Source organism: Croceicoccus sp. (assembly GCF_983967925.1).
The window spans coordinates 19517-40383 of record NZ_CFETID010000022.1 but is presented as its reverse complement, the minus strand read 5'-3'; the positions used below and the strand labels follow the sequence as shown (position 1 = coordinate 40383).

At 61.0% G+C, this 20867-nt stretch carries 23 protein-coding genes; 18 read left to right on the top strand and 5 right to left on the bottom strand.

What is annotated here, in order from left to right; genetic code table 11:
- Nucleotides 1-30 precede the first annotated feature (30 nt).
- Genes AC4FIJ_RS12600 through AC4FIJ_RS12575 form a run of 6 tightly spaced genes read left to right on the top strand, consistent with a single transcriptional unit; the run spans nt 31 to nt 4220 of the window.
- Nucleotides 31-1194, top strand: coding sequence for an acyl-CoA dehydrogenase family protein (locus AC4FIJ_RS12600; protein WP_490337066.1), 1164 nt, complete (start codon nt 31-33; stop codon nt 1192-1194).
- 11 nt (nt 1195-1205) lie between these two features.
- The gene (locus AC4FIJ_RS12595) at nt 1206-1658 is read left to right on the top strand and encodes a hypothetical protein (RefSeq protein WP_232469061.1); all 453 of its coding nucleotides are present in this window, start codon (nt 1206-1208) and stop codon (nt 1656-1658) included.
- Complete coding sequence (locus AC4FIJ_RS12590; RefSeq protein ID WP_066849511.1) at nt 1655-2056, top strand: MaoC family dehydratase; 402 nt, start codon at nt 1655-1657, stop codon at nt 2054-2056. Before AC4FIJ_RS12595 ends, AC4FIJ_RS12590 begins: the two co-directional genes overlap by 4 nt.
- A 16-nt stretch (nt 2057-2072) precedes the next feature.
- Nucleotides 2073-2621 (top strand): VOC family protein, encoded by a 549-nt coding sequence (locus AC4FIJ_RS12585; protein ID WP_232469059.1) that lies wholly within the window; start codon nt 2073-2075, stop codon nt 2619-2621.
- Entirely contained in the window at nt 2515-3471 is a 957-nt protein-coding gene (locus AC4FIJ_RS12580) for an alpha/beta fold hydrolase (RefSeq protein WP_490337065.1), read from the top strand. Before AC4FIJ_RS12585 ends, AC4FIJ_RS12580 begins: the two co-directional genes overlap by 107 nt.
- Nucleotides 3468-4220, top strand: a complete 753-nt coding sequence (locus AC4FIJ_RS12575) for an SDR family NAD(P)-dependent oxidoreductase (RefSeq protein WP_490337064.1) — start codon at nt 3468-3470, stop codon at nt 4218-4220. The genes AC4FIJ_RS12580 and AC4FIJ_RS12575 overlap by 4 nt, the downstream gene beginning before the upstream one ends.
- Nucleotides 4221-4301: 81 nt before the next feature.
- Here AC4FIJ_RS12575 and AC4FIJ_RS12570 read toward each other — a convergent pair whose 3' ends face one another.
- Nucleotides 4302-4832, bottom strand: a complete 531-nt coding sequence (locus AC4FIJ_RS12570; RefSeq protein WP_066849505.1) for an ester cyclase — start codon at nt 4830-4832, stop codon at nt 4302-4304.
- A 193-nt stretch (nt 4833-5025) separates the two neighbouring features.
- Here AC4FIJ_RS12570 and AC4FIJ_RS12565 point away from each other — a divergent pair, with 193 nt between their 5' ends.
- From AC4FIJ_RS12565 to AC4FIJ_RS12545, 5 genes are read left to right on the top strand one after another with little or no spacing between them, the layout of a single operon-like run.
- The gene (locus tag AC4FIJ_RS12565; RefSeq protein WP_239806411.1) at nt 5026-5478 is read left to right on the top strand and encodes a nuclear transport factor 2 family protein; all 453 of its coding nucleotides are present in this window, start codon (nt 5026-5028) and stop codon (nt 5476-5478) included.
- The gene (locus AC4FIJ_RS12560) at nt 5475-6251 is read left to right on the top strand and encodes a hypothetical protein (RefSeq protein ID WP_490337063.1); all 777 of its coding nucleotides are present in this window, start codon (nt 5475-5477) and stop codon (nt 6249-6251) included. The genes AC4FIJ_RS12565 and AC4FIJ_RS12560 overlap by 4 nt, the downstream gene beginning before the upstream one ends.
- 27 nt (nt 6252-6278) lie before the next feature.
- Nucleotides 6279-8642 (top strand): membrane-bound PQQ-dependent dehydrogenase, glucose/quinate/shikimate family, encoded by a 2364-nt coding sequence (locus tag AC4FIJ_RS12555; RefSeq protein ID WP_490337062.1) that lies wholly within the window; start codon nt 6279-6281, stop codon nt 8640-8642.
- A complete protein-coding gene (locus AC4FIJ_RS12550) occupies nt 8639-9472 on the top strand; it encodes an SDR family NAD(P)-dependent oxidoreductase (protein ID WP_490337061.1) in 834 nt (277 codons plus the stop codon). The genes AC4FIJ_RS12555 and AC4FIJ_RS12550 overlap by 4 nt, the downstream gene beginning before the upstream one ends.
- A 5-nt stretch (nt 9473-9477) precedes the next feature.
- A complete protein-coding gene (locus AC4FIJ_RS12545) occupies nt 9478-10128 on the top strand; it encodes a hypothetical protein (RefSeq protein WP_490337060.1) in 651 nt (216 codons plus the stop codon).
- A 138-nt stretch (nt 10129-10266) separates the two neighbouring features.
- On the opposite strand, the gene AC4FIJ_RS12540 is transcribed toward AC4FIJ_RS12545, so the two are convergent.
- Complete coding sequence (locus AC4FIJ_RS12540) at nt 10267-11430, bottom strand: hypothetical protein (protein WP_490337059.1); 1164 nt, start codon at nt 11428-11430, stop codon at nt 10267-10269.
- Nucleotides 11427-12566 carry a sulfotransferase family protein gene (locus AC4FIJ_RS12535; RefSeq protein ID WP_490337058.1) on the bottom strand — a complete coding sequence of 380 codons (1140 nt, stop codon included), beginning with the start codon at nt 12564-12566 and terminating at the stop codon, nt 11427-11429. The genes AC4FIJ_RS12540 and AC4FIJ_RS12535 overlap by 4 nt, the downstream gene beginning before the upstream one ends.
- Nucleotides 12567-12697: 131 nt before the next feature.
- Here AC4FIJ_RS12535 and AC4FIJ_RS12530 point away from each other — a divergent pair, with 131 nt between their 5' ends.
- The 5 genes from AC4FIJ_RS12530 to AC4FIJ_RS12510 are packed head-to-tail and all read left to right on the top strand — an operon-like array spanning nt 12698 to nt 17338.
- Complete coding sequence (locus tag AC4FIJ_RS12530) at nt 12698-14323, top strand: GMC family oxidoreductase (protein WP_490337057.1); 1626 nt, start codon at nt 12698-12700, stop codon at nt 14321-14323.
- Complete coding sequence (locus AC4FIJ_RS12525; protein WP_490337056.1) at nt 14320-15810, top strand: aldehyde dehydrogenase family protein; 1491 nt, start codon at nt 14320-14322, stop codon at nt 15808-15810. Before AC4FIJ_RS12530 ends, AC4FIJ_RS12525 begins: the two co-directional genes overlap by 4 nt.
- Nucleotides 15811-15833: 23 nt before the next feature.
- Nucleotides 15834-16133, top strand: coding sequence for a putative quinol monooxygenase (locus AC4FIJ_RS12520; RefSeq protein ID WP_490337055.1), 300 nt, complete (start codon nt 15834-15836; stop codon nt 16131-16133).
- A 39-nt stretch (nt 16134-16172) separates the two neighbouring features.
- Nucleotides 16173-16613, top strand: a complete 441-nt coding sequence (locus AC4FIJ_RS12515; protein WP_490337054.1) for a nuclear transport factor 2 family protein — start codon at nt 16173-16175, stop codon at nt 16611-16613.
- A gap of 5 nt (nt 16614-16618) precedes the next feature.
- Nucleotides 16619-17338: an SDR family oxidoreductase gene (locus AC4FIJ_RS12510; protein WP_490337053.1), complete on the top strand. Its 720-nt coding sequence runs from the start codon at nt 16619-16621 to the stop codon at nt 17336-17338.
- Nucleotides 17339-17347: 9 nt separating this feature from the next.
- Here AC4FIJ_RS12510 and AC4FIJ_RS12505 read toward each other — a convergent pair whose 3' ends face one another.
- Together AC4FIJ_RS12505 and AC4FIJ_RS12500 are read right to left on the bottom strand one after the other, a co-directional pair.
- Nucleotides 17348-18427, bottom strand: coding sequence for an oxidoreductase (locus AC4FIJ_RS12505; RefSeq protein WP_490337052.1), 1080 nt, complete (start codon nt 18425-18427; stop codon nt 17348-17350).
- Nucleotides 18428-18549: 122 nt separating this feature from the next.
- On the bottom strand, nt 18550-18762 hold the full coding sequence (locus tag AC4FIJ_RS12500) for a ferredoxin (protein WP_066849472.1): 213 nt from the start codon (nt 18760-18762) through the stop codon (nt 18550-18552).
- A gap of 117 nt (nt 18763-18879) precedes the next feature.
- On the opposite strand from AC4FIJ_RS12500, the gene AC4FIJ_RS12495 reads away from it, so the two are divergent.
- Nucleotides 18880-20268: an aromatic ring-hydroxylating dioxygenase subunit alpha gene (locus AC4FIJ_RS12495; RefSeq protein ID WP_490337051.1), complete on the top strand. Its 1389-nt coding sequence runs from the start codon at nt 18880-18882 to the stop codon at nt 20266-20268.
- 17 nt (nt 20269-20285) lie between these two features.
- Nucleotides 20286-20867 (top strand): aromatic-ring-hydroxylating dioxygenase subunit beta, encoded by a 582-nt coding sequence (locus tag AC4FIJ_RS12490; RefSeq protein ID WP_490337050.1) that lies wholly within the window; start codon nt 20286-20288, stop codon nt 20865-20867.

Genomic DNA, 20867 nt, shown 5'->3' with positions numbered 1-20867 from the left:
AGTCGTGGCGATGCGAAGCACGAGGTAAGCATGGATTTCAATCTCACCGAAGAGCAAATCGCGTTTCGCGATGTCGTAAGACGTTGGGTCGATGCGGAGTTGCCCAAAGATCTCATGCGCAAGCTTGAGGCAGATGAGCAGAACTATCCCTTCGAGATCTGGGAAAAGTTGAAAGCAGAAGGATTCTTTGGCGTCGGCATTCCCGAGGAATACGGCGGCCTTGGTGGCGATGTTGTGATGCAGATGATCTTCGCCCGCGAAATGTCTCGTACTGCCGGAGGCCTGTTATGGGTCTGGGGTCTCACTTCGTTTGGGGGTGCCCATTCGATCGCGATTGCCGGAAATGAAGAGCAGAAGCAGCGTTGGTTGCCAGAAATGGCGGCCGGCAATCTCCGCGTATCGATCTCGATGACCGAACCCGATGGCGGAACCGACGTGCTGGGCGCGATGAAGACTTTTGCCGATAAGGTCGATGGCGGTTGGAAACTCAACGGTGCGAAAATGTGGACTACGGCTGCGAAGGTCGCCGATCGCTTGCTTGTACTTGCCCGGAGTGACCGCAACGCAGAAAAAAAACATCACGGCCTGATCGCTCTGTTCGTCGACGCAAAGTCGCCGGGGATCACGGCAAGCCTCCTGCCCAAGCTAGGTATGCGCGCAATGGGCAGTTGCGAGGTTCATTACGAGGACGTTTTCGTTCCGGATGAGGACGTTCTGGGCGAACCCGGGAACGCATGGAGCGCGATGCTGCCCAGCCTTAACAATGAGCGCATCATGGTAGGCGCACAATGTCTCGGCGCGATCGACGGCGTGCTGGAAGATGCGCTGGATTACATGATGCAACGTAAGGCATTTGGCGGCGTGATCGGTCGCTTCCAGATCCTGCAGCATTATGTCGCGGATATAGCTACATCGCAAAAGTTGACCGAATTGTTGCTGTATAATGTCGCATGGATGCAATCCAACGGCATACCGTGCGGCAATGAAGCGAACATGCTGAAGATGGTCGCCACGGAAAACGCGGTAAAGGCCGCCGACATGGGTATCCAGATCATGGGCGGCATGGGCTATTCGGCCGAAACCGACATGCAGCGTTACTGGCGCGACCACCGCATCCTGCGCATGACGCCCATTTCGAACGAGATGGTGCGCAATTCGATCGCCGAGAATCTCGGCCTTCCCCGGTCGTTCTGAGGATGGAGCAAATGGAAGAATTTCCCCCTGCCCCCGATGTCGCTGGCACTTCGCTGGATGGAACTGCGATATTCTCGATCGCCGCGGACGAGAATGCGGCGCTATGCCGGTCGACGGGCGTGCAGCCCGCGACTGACGGCAGTGCGCATCCGATCTATTACTACATCGCCACGCAGGTCGCCATGGGCAAGACCGTGGGCGGCGTGTGCGAGACTTGCGAATTCGACGTGGAAGACGGCCCGATGATGGGTTCGTCCGGTGTTCGCTTTGCAGGACAGCTTATGGTCGGGCAGGATTATCGGGTTACCGGCGAAATCCTCAGCCTCGTGCGCAAGAAGAGCCGCAAGCTGGGCGTGATGGACGTCCTCACCTATCGCCTTCGCCTGCATCCGGCTGCAGGCGGCGATGCCGTCCTGGAAACGGACAATGTCTGGGTCCTGCCGCGCAAGGAGCTTGCCGCATGAGCGTTTCAGCAGACATCAAGGCGGGATACACGCTTCCTCCCTTCGTGATCGAAACGGTCAGCCCTGACGCCATGCGCGATTGGTCGGTATTTCTTGCCGACCCCAACCCGATCCACCTCGATGTAGAGGTCGTGAAGGCCAAAGGGCTTGGTAACAAGCGGATCAATCAGGGTCCGATCAACGTTGCCTATATGATGAACATGCTGATGACGGCCTTTCCCGGTTGCCGGATCGAGACGATGGATTCGCGTTTTCTCGACAATGTCTACGAAGGCGACCGCGTCATTGCTTCGGGCGAGGTAACCTCTGTCGAAGGCAATCGCGTCACCTGCGATCTCAAGCTCGATGTGGACGGGCGCGGCACTGTCAACGCCGGCACCGCCACGATTTTGATCTAATTCAAGGAGAACAACAATGCCCAGCGGTCCCTTTGCCCATGTATGCATGGTCGTCCGCGACCTCGATCAGGCGATCGAGGACTGGACGAAAATCCTTCGCGTGCTCGATCCGCAATCGCTTGAAAAGCCGATCGTGAAATATGACGAATTTTCGAGCGGCGACGATGCCGGCATGAAATGGGCCACCTTCGTCAATGAATATTCGACCGAGATCCAGTTCATCCAGCCCGCACCCGGAACTCCGCTCGGCAAGCGGCTCGACAAGGTTGGTGAGCATGTCCACCATCTGTGCTTCAGCACCGATGATGTCCCCGCCGCCATGGAAAAAATGAAGGCCGAAGGCCTGCATCTTCCCGGAGACGGCGAAACGTTCAACGATCCCGACATGACCTGGCAGAAGTGGAGCTGGGTGGGCCCCAAGAGCACCCATGGCTGCCTGATCGAAGTGGCATCCCCGTATGAAAGCCGCGATGACGGCAAATGGCACCATGCGCCCGGCAAGTTCACCTACAAGGGACCCGGTGAACACCCGAGCCACGCCGAAACCGTGCCTGTATCCGCCTAAGTTGTACGGCACGAAAGTCAGATATCAGGGGGACGGCCTGGAGCTTGCGGGTGAAGCCTTTGGCGACCCGCAGGCTCCGCCCGTCCTCTTTTTCCATGGCGGAGGCCAAAGCCGCAGCTCATGGCGGGGCTCTGCCCGCAAGGTTGGCGAGGCGGGCTATTACGGTATTGCGTTCGACCTGCGCGGCCATGGCGAAAGCGACTGGGCGGCGGATGGCGATTATCATGTCGACGCATTTGCCCGAGATGTCGGAAGCCTGCTCGATCAGTTCGACCATCACGTAGTGCTCGTCGGCGCGTCTCGTGGAGGGCAGGCCTCGCTGATCGCCGGATCGCGCCATCCCGAAAAAGTGCGGCTGATCATGCTGGCCGATGTCGCGCCGGACATGCCCAATCACGCGATTGACGGAATCCGCCGATTCTTTGCCGAGGGAGCGGATGGCTATCCAAGTCTCGATGCGGCTGCAGACGCACTGGCCCTCCATCTGGAGCAACCCCGCATCGACGATGCATCGCGCCTTGGCCGTTCCATGAGGCAGGATCCTGCCGGGCGATGGCACTGGCACTGGGACCCTGCGACCGGCAAGGACGAATTCCTCCACCCCGCCAGTGAGAACGAGGCGGTACTCGCAGCGGCGGCACGCGTTTCTTCGCCTGTCGTCATGGTCCGTGCGGAACTAAGCCACTTGGTTCATGACGATAATACAGCGCGTTTCCAGAAGCTTGCTCCCCAGCTTGAAGTGCTGATCACGAAAGGCGTGGGCCACATGTTCACCGCCGACCGCAATGACGAATTCGCAGCAAAACTGCTCGATCAGCTGGCTCGCGTTTCTGCGGATGCCGCCGGATGAGCGGGAGGACAGCATTCGTCATCGGCGCGACCGGTGGCCTCGGCCGGGCCTGCGCGCACGCACTTGCGCAGGATTTTGATGGGATTGCGCTTTCCTATCGCTCGAACAAATCGGCCGCTGAAGAGCTTGCCACTCAATTGCCGGAATTCTGCGAGGGCTGGCCGGTGCCGTGCGACCTGACCGAGCCTGTGTCCGTGAGTTCGGCCGTCGCGGCGGCGAGTGATCATTTTGGGCGGATCGATGCGGTGGTATTCGCATCGGGTGTCGCCATCGAACAGCCTTTCGTCAGCCGGATTGAGGAACCCCAGTGGCGCGAGGTGATCGAGACCGAATTGCTCGGCCTGATGCGCGTCGTTGCAGCAGCACTGCCCGTGTTCCGCCAGCAAGGAAGCGGTAATTTCGTGATCGTTGTGTCGGTCGCAAACTACACCTTCCCGCCCGGCGATGCGCTATCTTCGGTTCCCAAGGCAGGCATGGAAGCGCTGGGCCGCGCAATCGCCAAGGAAGAAGGCAAGTTTGGTATCCGCGCCAATATGGTGGCGCCCGGAATCATCGACGCCGGCCTTGGCGCAGAATTGGTCAAGAGGCTCTACACGCCTGAAATCTGGGAACAGCAGAAGAAGACGATCGCCCTGCGCCGCTTTGGCAACGGTGAGGACGTGGCTGAAGCGGTTCGCTTCCTCGCCTCGGACCGGGCGTCGTATATTACTGGCCAGACGATCATCGTGGATGGCGGTTTCAGCCTCTAACCCAGCGACGCGGCCGGTCGCGCTATGACGCGAAAAAGGAGGGCAGAATTGCCCCCCTTTCGCGTCATGACTGGCGCTGCCTTACTTGTAGGGATCGACCGGCTGCGGAGCCTCGATCACTTCAAGGTCGATCAGCATCGAAAGCACGTCCGAGATGGAATAGATGTGCACGATCTTGTCGCCGTCGAACTTGATCCAGCTGAACCAGAGCACGTCGAGCTGATTGCCTGTCGGCTGAACACCCATGTAGGGGCCGCCCGTGTGCTTGCCGTGGTGGTGGCACAGGACGCAGATCTCGTCGTCGCCACGGCCCCATGCTTTGAGCGTGCGGTAGACCGACGGCGGGAACGTAGTGAAAAGCGCGCGGGGCGAGCTGTTCCACTCTTCGAACGTCCCCAGATCGGGCCGGTTCGGATTGTCGTAGGTCATCTTGTCCTTGTCCATGAACTCGTCGAATCCGGACCAGTCGCCTACGTTCAGCTTGTCGTGCAGGTTCATCCACTGGTTGACCATGAACGTTTGACGTTCGGTCAGGCCTTCGCAAATCTCGGCACGCTTTTCGGGCGAAAGCTTGAAATCATCCAGTGTGAAGGGCGGGATCCGTCCAGCCATAAAAACTCTCCATTATGTCGAGCTGCGATCTTGCAGCGTAGGGATACGTCTGACCAGGCCCGAAGAGGGATACGGCCATCGATCGCGGCCCTTTTCAATTCCATGCTGCGGTCTGCAACCTACCAATCGGCAGGAACAGACCGGCGATTACCCGCACATTCATGTGGCATAAGCGGACAGAAGGGAGACTGCCGTGCTTTCGATCGAAGAAATGTCGGACAGGTTCGAGATTCAGGACCTGATGGTGGGATATTGCTATGCCGTGGACAACAAGGACTTCGATGCCCTTGACGGCTATTTCACCGATGATGCCGTAATCGACTATAGCGAAATGGTCGGCGTGAAAGGTTCGCTGGCCGATATCAAGTCGTTCCTCGCAGCCAGTCTTGGGCCCGTGCCGATGTCGCAGCATGCGGTTTCGACCACGCAATACAGCTTTGACGGTGATCGCTGCGAAACGCGGTCGGTCTGCACAAACCCGATGGTCGTTCCCGGCGATGATGGGCAGCCCCAGACAATCTTCTTCGGCCTGTGGTACATCCACCAGTTCCGCCGCACCCAGAACGGCTGGCGCATTTCCGGCCTCTACGAAAAGAAATGCTACAACCACAACCTTCCCGAACACATCAAGGCAATGGCGCGATGAGTCCTGAGGCGCTCGCCGCCCAGACGATGGGCGACCCCGTCAATCCATGGGTGATGGAAACCGGCAGCATCTATCTGTGGAGTGCGCTGCTTCTGGCGGCCGCGGCGCTTGCGGTGAAGAACCGCCGCATCCCGCTTTTCGGTCTGATGCTGATCGCAGCCTCAAGCGGTTTCTGGCAGGAATTTTTCGGTGACTGGGGCGCCTATGTCGCATGGAACCCCCAATTCGCGCGCCTGCCATTCTGGGGCGAGATGGCCTATACGACGCCGGTGAAGCCGCTGTTCATGCCGTTCAGCTGGGGATGGTGGTTTGCCGTCTCGATTCCCTTGCTGACCTCGCTGGTGCTGTTCCTCAAGCGCAAATTCCCTGCTCGATCGGCCTATGCGCTATCGTTCATGACCGCGTTTCCGCTCTTCCTTGCCTATCAGATCTATGTCGAGGGCAGTTCAGTCGCCAACGGCTGGTGGACCTATGATTCGGTGGTGGGACCAGCGCTGGAAAGCGAACAGGGACGGTTGCCGCTCGTTTTCCCCCTGCTCATCGGTCTGTGGGCTGGCTGGTTCGTCGGGATGCTTGCCGATCGCGATCAACAAGGATTCATGGCGCATGAGGTTCGCCTTGGCGCAGCGACCAAGCCCGCCGGCCTCGGCCGGGAATGGGCTCGGCTGTGGGGCATGGTATTGCTTTTTCAGGTGACTTTCCTAGCGATCAATATCGCCCCCGCCGTGATCGCACGCATGGCGTTCGGTGGCCCCAGTGCACTTGTGCCCTGATCCGCATAAAAGTGAGATTGCAACGAGGTGACCTGGTTAAATCGTTTGCTGGCAATACTGGTGCTGCTTCTGGGCATCAGTCTGATCTGGATCGGCGCACAACTTCTGCTGGCGGGCGGTTCGCCATATTATGTGGCTGGCAGTCTGGCATTCATTGCCGTCGCCGGATTGCTTTGGCGTCAATCGGCAAGAGCGCTTTATGTCTATGCCGCCATATGGACCCTTTCGCTGGCATGGTCGGTTTGGGAAGCGGGCTTCGCCTTCTGGCCACTGCTGGGCCGGATGGGCTTGCTTACGGTCATCGGCATCTGGCTGCTTACCCCATGGGTGCGGCGATCGCTGGGCGTCGTCCCCGTCACGCGGATCAGCGGCGGACTGTTGGGCGTAGCGCTTCTGGGTCTGCTTGCGGGGCTTTCGTGGACTTTCTGGAACGACCGTATCACCGGCGGCACCGATCTTGCCGGTCTGGCCGGAGCGCCCGCATCTGCGCGCGACGGCGAATGGCATCATTACGGGAATCTGCAGGCAGGACGCCGCTTTTCGCCCCTTGACCAGATCACCCCTGCCAATGTCGGTGCGCTGCAAGAGGTGTGGCGCTATTCGACCGGGCGAGAACCGAACGGTCAGCCCGCGCCTTTTCAGGCAACCCCGCTGATGGTTGACGACCGGCTGTATGTCTGCACCGGCTATAATGACGTCATCGCCCTCGATCCCGAAAGCGGTAAGCAGATCTGGCGCTTTGAAGCCCATGCCGACGCGACCGGGGTTTTCGGCCAGACATGCAGGGGCGTCACTTACTTCGCGGCGCCCGATGCGGCAGCCGGCGAAAGCTGTGCCGCGCGGATCTACACCGCGACTATCGACAGCCGCCTGATCGCCCTCGACGCGCAGACAGGGCAGCCCTGCACCGATTTTGGCAAAGAAGGTGAAGTCGATCTGCTACGCGGCATGAGCAAGGCCCCGCCGGGCTACTACCACGTTTCCTCACCGCCCACGCTCGTTTCGGGGAAGCTGGTGATCGGCGGTTGGGTCACCGACGGCCAGATGGTCGGCGAGCCTTCAGGCGTGATCCGCGCCTATGATGCCATCACCGGAAAGCTGGCATGGGCATGGGACATGGGCGCCCCCGACCGGATGGGCGAGCCTGCGCCGGGCGAGACCTATACCCCAGGTACGCCCAACAGCTGGAGCGTGATGAGCGCCGATGAAGAGCTGGGCATGGTCTATGTACCGATGGGCAATGCCACCCCGGATTATACGGGGCTGCACCGCACGCCGGAAATGGAGAGATACTCGACCAGCGTAGTTGCGCTGGATGCTGAAACCGGCCGGCCGCGCTGGCATTTCCAGACGGCCCATCACGATATCTGGGACTACGATGTCGGATCACAGCCTGTCCTGTTCGATCTGCCCGACGGCCGCCCCGCCCTGCTGCAGCCGACGAAGCGGGGCGAGCTGTTCATGCTAGACCGCCGCACGGGAGAGCCCATCGCCGAGGTTGCCGAATTGCCGGTGACGCCTTCGAAGGCAGATGGCGACCGCGCGTCGCCCACGCAGCCGTTCTCGGTCGGCCTGCCCAGTTTCGAAGGGCCGCGGCCAAGCGAGCGCAGCATGTGGGGCATGGCGCTGGTAGATCAGGCATGGTGTCGCCTGAAGTTCCGGCAGGCGCGTTTCGACGGGCACATGACTCCGATCGAGACCGACCGCGCGTCGATCATCTGGCCGGGCTCTCTGGGCGGCAACAACTGGGGCAGCATCGCTGTCGATCCGGTGCGGGGCATCGCATTCGTGAATTCGTCGCATGTCCTGAACTACAACCGCCTGATACCGCGCGAAGAAGCCGACAGGATCGGCCTGAAGCCCGTTGCGGTCCCAAGTTACGAAAACGTTGCAGGGCCCGTGGCACAAACGGGGACACCCTATGCAGCCTCGGTTGCGCCGTTCCTGTCCCTGCTCGTCGCGCCCTGTACAGAGCCGCCCTACGGGCTCGTCAGCGCTGTCGACCTCGTTTCGGGCAAGCTGCTTTGGCAAAAGCCGTTCGGCACGGCGCGCGATAGCGGCCCGCTGATGATGCCGCTTGGCATACCGATCCCGATGGGCGTGCCCAATATCGGCGGCGGCGTGGTCACGGGCAGCGGACTGGCCTTCATCGGTGCCACGCAGGAACACATGATCCGCGCCTATGAACTTCGGTCGGGCAAGGAGCTTTGGCATGGACGACTACCGGCGGGCGGCAATGCCACGCCCATGACCTACTGGTCCGACCGGTCCGGTCGGCAATTCGTTGTGATCGCCGCCGGCGGACATGGCGGCATATTGTCGGGATATAGCAACGAGCTGATTGCCTATGCGTTGCCGCAGGGCACTCGGGTACAGGGGGAGAAAAAATGAGCATTGTCGCAGTCGTTACCGGAGCAACAAGGGGCCTTGGCCGGGGTATCGCCCGCGAGTTCGGAGCCGATGGCGCTACCGTGGTGGTGACGGGCCGGAACGAGGCGGATCTGGCGGCGGTGTCCGGCGAAATCGCGGACCGCGGCGGCAAGCCGATTGCCATCGCATGCGACCATGCCGACGACGCATCGGTCGCCAGTGCCTTCGCCCGGATCGAGCACGAAGCAGGCCGGATCGAAATATTGGTCAACAATGCCGCGGCGGTGCATGCGATGGACCTGATCGCGCCCGGTCCGTTCTGGGAAAAGCCTTTGCACCTTGTCGATATGATCGATGTCGGCCTGCGCTCCAACTATGTCGCTTCGTGGCATGCGGCACCGATGATGGCCAAGGCGGGCAAGGGCCTGATCGCGAGCATTTCATTTTATGGCGCGGTGTCCTATTTCCACGGGGCCGCCTATGGCGCGGCCAAGGCCGGAACCGACAAGATGATGGCCGACATGGCAGTGGACCTTGCCCCGCACGGCGTGGCCGCAATTTCCTATTGGCCGGGCTTCATCCTGACCGATGCGGTGAAAGCCATGCCTGCCGACATGCTGCCCCCCGACATGCGCGAAAGCCTTCCCCAATGGGAGACGCCCGAATTCGCCGCGCGCGTACTGCAAGCCCTGTACGCCGACCCCAGGATAATGTCCTTCACCGGGCAGGCGCTGATCGGGGCCGAAATGGGCGCGCGTTACGGAGTCAGCGATCTCGACGGGAAGCAGCCGATTTCCTATCGCGAAACGATGGGCGCGCCGCACATGCCCTTTACCCGCGTTGGCGGATAGCAGGCATGATCGAAGCGGTCCTCGTCGTACTGACCAAGGCGCGTCCGGGGCGCGAGGCTGACCTCGACGACTGGTACACCAACATCCACATCCGCGATGCACTGCGATTCCGCGGCTCTGTCACCGCGCAGCGTTTTAGCCGCAGTCCGCATCAGCCGATGGACATCCCGCCGGAATATGACTGGCAGTATTTCGCCCTTTACGATGTATTCGATCCCGAACGTTTCTCGCGCGAGCATTGGGAGAATGCGCTGACCAGCCGCATGATGGTCACCACCGCCATCGATGACAGCGTGCTTGAGGATTATCACTATTATCCGCTGGCATTCCGGAACAACGACCCCGAAATCGAACATTCGGGCGGCGTCGTGTTCGAACAGTTCAATGCCGCACCGGGCAAGGACGCCGAATTGCACGAATGGTATGCCGACAGCTATCTGCCTGCCGCCGTGCGCCGTCCGGGCGTTCACAGCGCAGCCCTGCTGGCGTTTCGCAGCCATGGACAGATGATCCCCACCACGCCGCGATATCGTTATGTCGGCATCTACAAGGTCAATTCCTCCGACAGCTGGCAGGTTGGAAAGACGCGCCGGAACTTGCGCTGTCAGACCTCGTCGAACGCGACGACCTGCTGGTCACGCATTGGGACAGGCTGACCGGCAGGTTGACGAAGGACGATGTCCAGCACCCCACCGCCCAAGGCCTTGCGGACGAGGAACAGGCCCGTGCGCGCATGGGCGACGATGTGCTGACGGGCGGCGCGGAGAAGCTCGGCTCGGCCTGACGGCGCTCTGCTACCAACGGCGGCGCATCTGCACGGAACGGCGGCGCGCGCGCAGGGCCTCTTGCCTTTCCGCTGGCGAAATCCGTATCGTCTCCGGAGGCAGCCGCGCATCAAGCTTGTCGAGGGGAACGACGGTCAGGCTCGGCTCCGGCCCACTGCTCGCCCCGCTCCAGCGCAGCATGATCGAGCCTTCCGAATAACCGCCCGGGTCCAGCCAGTTGGCGATGCCCGGATCATCCAAGGCGATCACTGCGCGAAACCTGCCATCGGCATCGATGCTCGCCTGCCCGCCATTCAGGCTCGACTGACGGTTCATCCAATCGATCGTGTTCCAGCGCATGTCGTTCAATTGCACGTTCCAGTAGCGCACCGCATCGGGCAATGCGCTTTCCAGCAACAGGGCGCTACCAGGTTCTAGCCGGAACAGGCCCTGGTAATAATGCTGCCCCTCAACGCCGCCGCGTCCCGCCCAGTCGTCATGTTCGACCGCGTTCCACAAACCCTTTTGTTGTTGCGCAGCAATAAAGCCCAGGGACATGGTCCCGATCCGCTTGGGATACCCGCATAGCGCCATCAGCCGCTCGCCGATTTCCCTTTGCGTCCACCGACGGGGAGAATGGGCGATGTCGGTCCGTTCAATGGCAATTCGCGCTTCCCTTTCCGCACCCCAGTCATAGCTGGCCTGACGGAGGGAGAGCGATCGAGCCGAGCGATCGAGATGACGCCAGTCGCCGCTCCAGCCCGCAGGCCGTTCATGGCTCAACATCAGGGAAAAGCGCCCTTCCCCATCCACCGCAAGATCGTCGAAATCGACCGTCCCCAGCGATGGCCCCAACGCATCCATCACGCCTAGGCCGCCTGCCGTGATATCCATCTGCACGAAAAGGCTTTCACCGCGCTCGCCCGTTAGCAGGTAGCTGCCATCGCCATCGATGGAGGCCGCCGCGTAAATGAAATCGGGATTGGTGCCGACAAGGTTGAAATGGGTGCCGACCGCCGGAACGAAATCGGGATTGTCGCGATTCGCAAAGGCGGTCAACCAACCCGAAGCGAGCGCCATGAAAAGCATGCGCTCCGCTTCGGCGACATCAGCCGGATTAGCCTTGGCCGGAAGCATGGCAAGCACGTCCTCTACCGAGGAAAGCTGCGCCAGATAATCGGCCCAGCGGCTCACAGATATGGCCTGTAGGCAGAAATGTAATCGGCATAAACGCCCTCGACCTGCTCGCGCGTCAGGCCATAGTCCGCCAGCTCATAGCGGTGCTGCCCGTGCTTGTCCGCAGGATGCTCACGCCACCAGCGCGATACCGCTTCCTCGGTCCTGCCCGTGAAATCGATATCGGCATGGTCATAGACCTTGCGTACCGCCTCAACCGGGTCGGCGATGAGGTCGCGAAAGGCAAGGTCTAGAACCTCCACCTGCGGATTGACCTCACGCCATGCAAGCGCTGCAGCCTGCCCGTCGTGCCACAGGTGCAGCAATTCCTGCCCCAGTTCGTCACGGTCGATCTGGTCGAAAGATACGCATCGGATCACTTCAATCAGGCGCGAGATCGACGCCATGACCGTAACCGGATCACGATGCGGCTGCACCAGCACCGCGTCCGGATAGACAGAAAGCAGTTCGGCAAGGTGGTGCGCATGTTCCTGCACCTTCAACACCCAGCGCTTGCGCGGGTTCTTCCATGCCAGATGCTGCAGCCACATCTTGTGCACGCCATAGCCGAAACGCGTATCCGCCTTGCGATACCAGTCGTAATAGGACGGCAAGCGGAACAGCATTGTCGGGTTGATCCCCTGAAACGCAGTCTCAAGGATCATGCCGCATTCCTGCGGTATGCGCGATCCGATCGGATGCGCCTTCAGCACATCAGCCCAGGCGCCGGTGAAATTCTCCCGCACATAGGCGTCGAACCCGTCCGCGCGCGCATCGGTATCGAAGGTCGCGGCATCGGGCGGCGGCGATGGCGCGGCAACCTCCCATTGCAACGGAGTGCGGATCTGCGGGTCCGCCCCGATCAGCGCGTGAAGGATCGACGTTCCGCAGCGCGGAAGGCCCAGAATGAAAACCGGGCACACAATCTCGACATCGGCGATCTCCGGATGCGCCCTGCGGTCAGCCGCAATGGCGGCAAGGCGCGCCAGATTGTCGCGAAACTGCGCAAGGGCTCGCTGATGACCGGCCTCGGAAAGTCCGCTTTCCTCGCTAAGGGCCGTCAGTGCTGCGGAAAGGCCGGGCATGACACCGGCGGCCATGTCCGCGTCCAGTCCCGCCTCGTCGATCAATTGCTGCGGCGTCGGATCACCCATTCGCACGTTCCTCTCTTTGTCTTTTCTCGTTTCACGCCAAGTTAGGCGCGCAAAAAAAGCGCCAACCTGTCAACGGGTAGGACAGAGGCTGGCACCCAGGCGCGACACATCCCTGATCGACGGGAGAGAAAATGAATCGCGCGCTTGCCATGATGGACGAGATGTCATTCGATTACATCGTGGTCGGTGCCGGCTCGTCGGGCTGCGTCCTTGCCAACAGGCTGAGCGCGAACCCTGCCAACAGGGTGCTGCTCATCGAATGCGGCCCAGATGACAAGAGCCCGCTGATCCGCATGCCGCGCGGTGTGGGCAAATTGCTCGATCCGGCCAATCCACACGTCTTCGCCTATGGCGTCACTCCGGCTGGCAACCAGCCCGAGGAAACATGGCTGAAGGGGCGCGGCATAGGCGGTTCCAGTTCGGTAAACGGCATGGTCTACATGCGCGGCGCACCGCAGGATTATGACGACTGGAAAAGGGCCGGTTGCGACGGGTGGGGCTGGGACCGCATGGGCCCGCATTTCGTCGCGCTGGAGGACCACGCGCTGGGCGCGGCCGCGTGGCGCGGCACGGGCGGACCATTGCGCATTTCGATGGCAAGGCACGGCAATCCGGTTACCGATGCGATGTTGCGCGCGGGCGCCGAAATGGGCGTTCCGACCGTCAGCGATGTGAACGCGGTTGACGTCGTCGCGGACCAGGGCATGGGATATCAGGCCACCACCACGTGGAAGGGAGAGCGCTTCTCTGCCGGGAGGGCTTTCCTCGACCCGGCTTGCAAACGGCCCAACCTTTATATCCTGACCGGCAAATCCGCCGAAAGGATTGCCTTCGAAGGCACCCGCGCCGTGGGTATCGTGGTCGAAGGCAGGACCATCGGCTGCGAGGGCGAAATCATCCTGTCTGCCGGAGCGGTCGAATCGCCCCGCTTGCTGGAGCTTTCCGGCATCGGCGATGCGCAGCGGCTGAAGTCTCTGGGCATCACGGTCACGGCGCATAGCCCGCTGGTGGGGGAGAACCTGCGCGAGCATCGCTATGTCGCGATCGACTGGCGCATCCGTGGCCACAGTTCCAACCAGAAGCTGAGCGGAGTCGGGCTGATATCCTCTGTCCTGCAATATCTGTTGCTGCGCCGGGGAGCGATGACCGACGCCGCGCATGAGGTCGGCGGGTTCATCAAGACTGCGCCGGACCTCGACCGTCCCGATGCGCAGATCGGTTCGATGATGGTCACCATGAAGCAGGATGCGCGCGGCAGGGTCGTGCTGGACAATTTTCCCGGCATGCGCCTGCTGGGCTATTTCACCCGGCCCGAGAGCCGCGGATCGACGCATATCCGGTCCGCCGATCCCGCTACCCCGCCGCAAATGGATGCCAATCATTTCAGCAAACAGCTGGACCGCGACAGGGCGCTGGCCCTGTTCAAATGGATTCGCCGTTTCGGCGGCCAGCACGCGCTGTCGCCATGGATCGTCGAGGAGGTCGGCCCTGCGGCGAAGATCCATTCGGACGACGATATCCTCGCCAACCTGCTCCAGCTTGGCGGGACGTCTTTCCATATCGCCGGCACGGCGGCGATGGGCGTCGAAGCAGAGAGCGTGCTCGATCCGCAATTGCGCGTGCGAGGCGTGACCGGCCTGCGCGTGTGCGACACCTCGATCATGCCCACGCTGGTCTCGGGCAATACCAATGCACCGGCGATGGCCATCGCCATGAACGCCGCAGACATGATTCTCGGCAGGGACACAAACCCATGAACACAGCTTTTACCGATATTTCAAAGCTCTATGTCGATGGAAGCTGGCACGCGCCAGAGGCCGGCACCGAGCCTGTCATCAATCCCGCCACCGAAGAAATCCTCGCCCATGCGCCCGTCGCGTCGGCACAACAGGTCGAACTGGCCATTGCCGCCGCCCGCGAAGCCTTTGACCACGGCCCGTGGCCCAACATGTCGATGGACGAGCGCGCCGACTTGATCGAGAAGATGGCGCGCGCGCTCCGGTCAAGACAGGGCCGCATTGCCGAGCTGATCATAGCCGAAGTCGGCTGTGCCGCAGGCGTGACCCAGCTGATGCAGGTCGACAATCCGCTGCGATTGCTCGAAGCCGCGATCGGCCATGCCCGGCGCGACCGCCCCGAACGGCTGCCCATCGATATCACACCCAATCCTTTCGCCCCCGATGGTCCACGCTCGATCGGCGGAACAACGGTGGTGCGCGAGCCGATCGGCGTCGTTTCCGCTATAACCGGCTATAATTTTCCGTTCCTGCTCAATCTTGCGAAGATCGGCCCTGCCCTGCTCGCCGGTTGCACACTGGTGCTGAAGCCATCGCCGTTCACACCTTTTTCGGCGTTGCTCTTCGGCGAGGTGGCGGACGAGATCGGCCTGCCGCCGGGCGTGCTCAACATCGTGACCGGCGGGATCGAGGAAGGCCGGTTGCTTTGCACTGACGAGCGGATCGACATGGTGACCTTTACCGGATCGGAAGGCGTCGGCGCCCAGATCATGGGGCAGGCCGCGCCCACTCTCAAGAAGGTCCATCTGGAACTGGGCGGCAAATCGGCGCTGATCGTGCGCGAGGATGCCGATGTCGAGCGCGCCGCCGCCATGGCCGCGACGCTTATTTCGATCAACGCCGGTCAGGGCTGCGCCATTCCCACACGTTTCCTTGTGCACGAAAGCTTGCGTCCGGCTTTCGCCGCCACCGCGGCTGCCGTCGCCGCGCAGATCAGCATCGGTAATCCGGCCGACCCTTCGATCCGCATGGGCCCGCTGATCCGCGAAAGCCAGCGCAGCAAGGTGGAGCATTTCATCGGGCTGGGACAGTCCGCCGGTGCGACCCTTGTGTGTGGCGGAGGGCGTCCTGCCGGTCTCGACAAGGGGTTCTTCACCGAAGTGACCCTGTTCGACGACGTGACCAACGACATGGCCATCGCGCAGGACGAGATTTTCGGACCGGTCGGCTGCATCATCGGCTTCTCCTCGGACGAGGAGGCCATCCGCATAGCCAACGAGTCCCGCTATGGCCTGAATGGCGCGGTCGAAACAGCCGATGCCGCAAAGGGATACGAGATGGCCTTGCAAATCAGGGCCGGCAGCGTGTCACTGAACGGCGGGACGGGCACGATGAGCGACGCCCCCATCGGCGGATACAAGCGATCCGGCATCGGGCGCGAATATGGTCCCGGCTGGCTGCGCGAATATCAGCACGAAAAATCGATTTTCTATCCGATCGGCCGATAACGCGATCGAACGGAGAAAGCGCCATGCAAGATACAGTCATCGTGACACTGGAATTGGCCTTGAAGCCCGAACTTGTCGAGGATTTCTGCGAGCAGATCCCCGAAGCTCTGAAGGAAACGAGGGCGTTTCCGGGCTTTGTCGATATCAGCATTCGCCACAATGCCGACGATCCCAATCGCGTCATCTTTATCGAGGAATGGGCGTCGCGGGCCGACCATGAAGCCTATGTCGCATTTCGGACCCAAAGCGGCGTGATGGACCAGATGGCAGCCATGCTGACCAGCCCGCCACGGACGGAATATTGGGACCGGAACATCTTGTGATCCGGTCGTGGCCGTGAAATTGGGGGAAAGGCAGAAAACATGAACATCAATTGCGGGATCGATACCGGGCTCAGCGCCCAGGACGAACGCTCGATCAGTGCTGTCCTGATCGCCTATGCAAGCGCCATAGACTTGCGGGACTGGGACTTGTTCCGCAGCTGCTTCATCGCCGATTGCCAAGCCGATTACGGCGACTTTGGCAACTGGCAGAATATCGCCGACTTTACCGATTACATGCGGGAAGCCCATGCGCGGCTGGGCCCGACGCTGCACCGGATCAGCAATATCAAGCTTACCCATGCCCAAGGCGGTGCCAATGCAACCAGCTATGTCGATGCGCTGCTGAGCCCGGAAAACAAGCAGGGTCCGATGCAACGCGGGATCGGCTCATACGATGACTTCATTGTCCGGACGAGCGATGGCTGGAAGATTGCGCGGCGCACTTTCACGGCGTTAATCATCGGATCGGAGAGGGATTAGGCATAATGCTGGATGGAAAAGTCGCTGTAGTGACAGGTGCCTCTGCGGGAATTGGGGCCGCGACGGCTCATATTCTCGCATCGGCTGGAGCGCGGGTTCTGCTGGTGGCGCGGCGGCAGGACCGGCTGAAAGCGTTGCAGCAGGAAATCGGGGAGGCTGCGCAATTCATGGCGCTCGACCTGTCCGATCCGTCGTCCGCGAGCGCGTTGCTGGACCATGCGCTGGCAGCGTTCGGCAAGGTCGACATCCTCGTAAACAATGCGGGGATCTTGCGCACCAGTCACCACGATGATTTCGATCTGGACGAATTCGACCAAATGATCGCGGTGAACTATTCGGCCGTCGTCCGTGCCAGCATACTGTTCGCCCGCCATATGAAGGCGCAGGGAACAGGCCAGATCGTGAACGTGTCGAGCATCGGCGCCGGCATCGCCGCAGCCGGTACCGGCATATACGGCGGGCTGAAACTGGCGCTGGAGCGCTTTACCGAGGTGCTGCGGGTCGAGCTTGCCGGGTCCGGTGTCCGGGTCGGGCTGGTCTCGCCCGGTACGACTTCGACCGAGATCTTCGAAGACATAAAGTCCAGGGGCCAGCCCGGCTGGGACGAATTTCTACCGGCAATGCAGGCCGAGGATATTGCCCGCGCGATCCGGTTTATGTGCGAGCAGACGGGCAACGCCAATGCAGCGCGCATGCACATCTATGCCACGTCGGAAGCCTTCTGACGCGCAGCTTCACTCAAGTCGCGCATAGGCAGACATGTCGAAGGGCTTGAAAGCCTCGCCTGCCTTGGCCTTTACCACCCATTGCGGGTCCATCAGCAAGGCCCGACCAATCGCCACCAGGTCGAATTCGCCTGCTTCGAACCGGCGGACAACCTCGTCCAGATTGTCGAGAACGCTGGTCTGCTGCGTGAAACTGGCTGCCAGTTCCTTGTCGAAGCCGATGCCGCCGACCGTCATGGTCGGGCGGCCGGACAAGCGGCGTATCCAACCCGCGAGGCCCATGTCGGAACCGGCGAACGCCGGGCGGGAGAAAACCCGGGTGCTGACATCGAAAATATCGACCCCGGCTTCGGCCAGGGCGTTAACGATGACACCAAGGCCTTCGGGCCTATCGGCAAGATGCGCATCGTAATCCTGCAGTTTCCACTGCGATATGCGGAAGAAGATCGGCATGTCGGGACCAACGGCTTCCCGCACCGCCTCGACGACCTTGACAGGGAAACGCGTTCGACGAGCGACGTCGCCGCCCCATTCGTCATTGCGGCTGTTCATCTGCTCCCACATGAAGCTGTCGAGCAGATAGCCATGCGCGCCATGCAGCGCGATCCCGTCAAAACCCACTTCCTTGGAATTGGCCGCACTACGTGCGAAGGCAGCCGCGACATCGGCGATATCGCCCTCATCCATGTTCCCCGGATGGAGCGAGCGCACTTCGGGATGGGGCGGACTCGCGTCCTTGCGCACCGCGCCCATGTGCCACAATTGCGGCACGATCCGGCCACCGGCCTCGTGCACACGGTCAACGACATTGCGCCAGCCCTGCAGGGCGGCGTCGCCATGCAGGACAGGAATGTCCTTTTCGCCCATGCTGCCCTCACCGATGGCCGAAGGATGATCGATTCCGACCCCTTCGGTTACGATCAACCCGACGTCGCTGGCCGCGCGGCGCGCGTAATATTCGGCGACTTTTTCACCGGGAATGCCATCGGGACTGAATTGCCGCGTCATGGGCGACATTACGAAGCGATTGCGCAGTTCCAGCGACCTGCAGGAGAATGGTGAAAATAGCGGATTCAATTCGGCACGCATCGCTCGCCCCCTTTACTGAAGGCCACCGTCGCCGAGACCAAGGTATATCTGCCCTGTCAACCGATAGGGAGGTTCGATAAGGAGGCAGAGGAATGCGCTCCGGCCCTCCTCAGGCTCTCCCCTCAGGCGTCGACCACTGCCAATGCGGATTGCGGGCAGGCATCGGCCCCTTCGCGCGCCTTGTCCTCCAGACCCTCTGGCACGATCTCGTCATCGACATAGACGATGCCATGCTCGTCGAGTTTGTACACTTCCGGGCAGATTTCCGCGCAGACGCCATAGCCGCAGCATGCAGGCTTGTTGATCACGACCTTGAGCTTACCGTTTCCAGACATCGACCTCTCCAAACTCCTCGATTTGTCTTTCAGGCCCTTTTACATATTGAACAGATATTATTCAATGTGTATAAAACGAATCAATCAGAAAATGTTCACTACGGAGAGAATGCTGCGATGCTCCAGAAATCAAAGCTCGTGTTGCGCGACGGAACCTCGCTCGACGATCTGATCATTCGTGAGAGCAACGAGGTTTCGCTCCGCGTTATGACCGACGAAGAGCTCTACAAGCTTGAGATGGAAAAAATCTTCGCCAAGACCTGGCTTTTGCTGGGTCACGAAAGCGAAATTCCCGAAGTCGGCGATTTCATCGTTCGCGACATGGCCGAAGACAACGTCATCGTGGCCCGCGGACAAGACGGGGACGTTCATGTTTCCCTGAATGTCTGTCCGCACCGCGGGATGCGCGTTTGCCTTGGCGAAGCGGGCAACAAGCGCGTCCACCAGTGCATCTATCACGGCTGGGCCTTCCGCCCGAACGGCGATTTCATCGGTGCGCCGGTGGAACGCGAGAAGATGCATGGCAATGACGTCGACAAGAAGACGCTGGGTCTGAAGAAGGCCAGGGTGCATCTTTACGGCGGACTGATTTTCGCCACCTGGAATGTCGACGGACCTTCGTTCGACGAGTATCTGGGCGACATCAAATATTACATGGACCAGCTGTTTTGCCGCACCAATCGCGGCCTCGAACTGCTCGGCCCGCCGCAGCGTTTCACCCTGCCCTGCAACTGGAAAGTTCCCGGCGAACAATCGGGTTCGGACGGTTTCCACACACTGACCCTGCACCGCTCGCTGATGGAAGGCGGGGTCATGGGCGGCACGGCCGAGTCGATCTATGATCAGGCGCCCGGCATGTATGGCGTCGATGTCTCCTGCGAGCAGGGCCATTCGCTGCGCTGTCTGGAGGCGGAAAAGACCTTCAAGATGTTCGCGGACGTGCCGTTCGAAGGCAAGTCCACGCGCGAGCGTCTGGAATTGCTCGCCCCGCCGGGCATCACCAAGGAAATGATCCCCGAACTGTTCGAGAACCTGACCGAGGATCAGGTTGCCCAGCTGGCCACCATTCCGCCGCAGGTCGGCGGCATGTTCCCGAACATCCTGATCGCCTTCATTTTCGCGCCTCGCACGGACGGCGGATCGTCGGGCGCGCTTTCGCTGCATGCCTATGTGCCCAAGGGTCCGGACAAGGTGGAATTCGTGAATTATCTGTTCGCGGAGAAGGATGCGCCCGAACAGATGAAGCGCGACATGCTGCAGAACTCGATCTGGAATACCGGCACCTCCGGCGTGATCGAACAGGATGATGCCGACGTCTGGCCTGTGATCATGAAGAATGCGCGCGGCGCGGTCAGCAAGGACATGACGCTCAAGTATCAGGCCCTTCACGGCCACGAACGGCCCGAAGGCTGGGTTGGCGAAGGCCTGCTTTATCCCGGCTTCACCAAGGATGACACGCAGTGGAACTGGTGGCTGGCCTATTACGACCTGATGGACGCGGTTTGAGCGGGGGAGATCAAGACATGACTTGGATTACCAAATCGACCGCCGCCCCCGATTCCACCACGATCCTGCGCGGCCTCGTCTCCAAGAAGCGCGTGCCGCTGGGTTCGGACATCTATAATCGGCTCCTAGGGACGCTTTTTGACGAAGCAGCCGCTCTCGACGAGCGCCGGATCGATGACTGGATCGCGATGCTTGCGCAGGACATCATCTATCAGGCACCAATCCGCCTTACGCGTACCGGCCCGAACCGCGACCGTGACGTGATGCGCACGATGTTCCATTTCGACGAGAATTACGATTCGCTGGTGATGCGTTCAGGTCGCTTGCAGAAAAGCGCATGGGCCGAAGATCCGCCTTCGCGTTGTCGCCGTTTCGTGACCAATGTCCGGGTGGGCGAGCGCGATACGCCGGGCGAATATGAAGTCGTCAGCTATCTCTTTCTCGAACGCAGCCGGGGCGATAGTCCTGAAAACGAAAATACCACCGCCGAACGCCGCGATGTCTGGCGCGAAGTGGACGGTGAATACAGGCTGGCCCGGCGCGAGATCATCGTCGATCAGTCGGTGCTCGGCATGTCCAATTTCGCGGTGTTCCTGTAA

Excerpts from the sequence above, each read along its gene's own strand:
- AC4FIJ_RS12510 (WP_490337053.1), top strand. The coding sequence starts at position 16,619 with ATGCTGGATGGAAAAGTCGCTGTAGTGACAGGTGCCTCTGCGGGAATT.
- AC4FIJ_RS12595 (WP_232469061.1), top strand. The coding sequence starts at position 1,206 with ATGGAAGAATTTCCCCCTGCCCCCGATGTCGCTGGCACTTCGCTGGAT.
- AC4FIJ_RS12495 (WP_490337051.1), top strand. The coding sequence starts at position 18,880 with ATGCTCCAGAAATCAAAGCTCGTGTTGCGCGACGGAACCTCGCTCGAC.
- AC4FIJ_RS12525 (WP_490337056.1), top strand. The coding sequence starts at position 14,320 with ATGAACACAGCTTTTACCGATATTTCAAAGCTCTATGTCGATGGAAGC.
- AC4FIJ_RS12500 (WP_066849472.1), bottom strand. The coding sequence starts at position 18,762 with ATGTCTGGAAACGGTAAGCTCAAGGTCGTGATCAACAAGCCTGCATGC.
- AC4FIJ_RS12535 (WP_490337058.1), bottom strand. The coding sequence starts at position 12,566 with ATGGGTGATCCGACGCCGCAGCAATTGATCGACGAGGCGGGACTGGAC.
- AC4FIJ_RS12560 (WP_490337063.1), top strand. The coding sequence starts at position 5,475 with ATGAGTCCTGAGGCGCTCGCCGCCCAGACGATGGGCGACCCCGTCAAT.
- AC4FIJ_RS12530 (WP_490337057.1), top strand. The coding sequence starts at position 12,698 with ATGAATCGCGCGCTTGCCATGATGGACGAGATGTCATTCGATTACATC.
- AC4FIJ_RS12545 (WP_490337060.1), top strand. The coding sequence starts at position 9,478 with ATGATCGAAGCGGTCCTCGTCGTACTGACCAAGGCGCGTCCGGGGCGC.
- AC4FIJ_RS12550 (WP_490337061.1), top strand. The coding sequence starts at position 8,639 with ATGAGCATTGTCGCAGTCGTTACCGGAGCAACAAGGGGCCTTGGCCGG.
- AC4FIJ_RS12600 (WP_490337066.1), top strand. The coding sequence starts at position 31 with ATGGATTTCAATCTCACCGAAGAGCAAATCGCGTTTCGCGATGTCGTA.
- AC4FIJ_RS12570 (WP_066849505.1), bottom strand. The coding sequence starts at position 4,832 with ATGGCTGGACGGATCCCGCCCTTCACACTGGATGATTTCAAGCTTTCG.
- AC4FIJ_RS12505 (WP_490337052.1), bottom strand. The coding sequence starts at position 18,427 with ATGCGTGCCGAATTGAATCCGCTATTTTCACCATTCTCCTGCAGGTCG.
- AC4FIJ_RS12585 (WP_232469059.1), top strand. The coding sequence starts at position 2,073 with ATGCCCAGCGGTCCCTTTGCCCATGTATGCATGGTCGTCCGCGACCTC.
- AC4FIJ_RS12580 (WP_490337065.1), top strand. The coding sequence starts at position 2,515 with ATGAAAGCCGCGATGACGGCAAATGGCACCATGCGCCCGGCAAGTTCA.
- AC4FIJ_RS12515 (WP_490337054.1), top strand. The coding sequence starts at position 16,173 with ATGAACATCAATTGCGGGATCGATACCGGGCTCAGCGCCCAGGACGAA.
- AC4FIJ_RS12490 (WP_490337050.1), top strand. The coding sequence starts at position 20,286 with ATGACTTGGATTACCAAATCGACCGCCGCCCCCGATTCCACCACGATC.
- AC4FIJ_RS12575 (WP_490337064.1), top strand. The coding sequence starts at position 3,468 with ATGAGCGGGAGGACAGCATTCGTCATCGGCGCGACCGGTGGCCTCGGC.
- AC4FIJ_RS12520 (WP_490337055.1), top strand. The coding sequence starts at position 15,834 with ATGCAAGATACAGTCATCGTGACACTGGAATTGGCCTTGAAGCCCGAA.
- AC4FIJ_RS12590 (WP_066849511.1), top strand. The coding sequence starts at position 1,655 with ATGAGCGTTTCAGCAGACATCAAGGCGGGATACACGCTTCCTCCCTTC.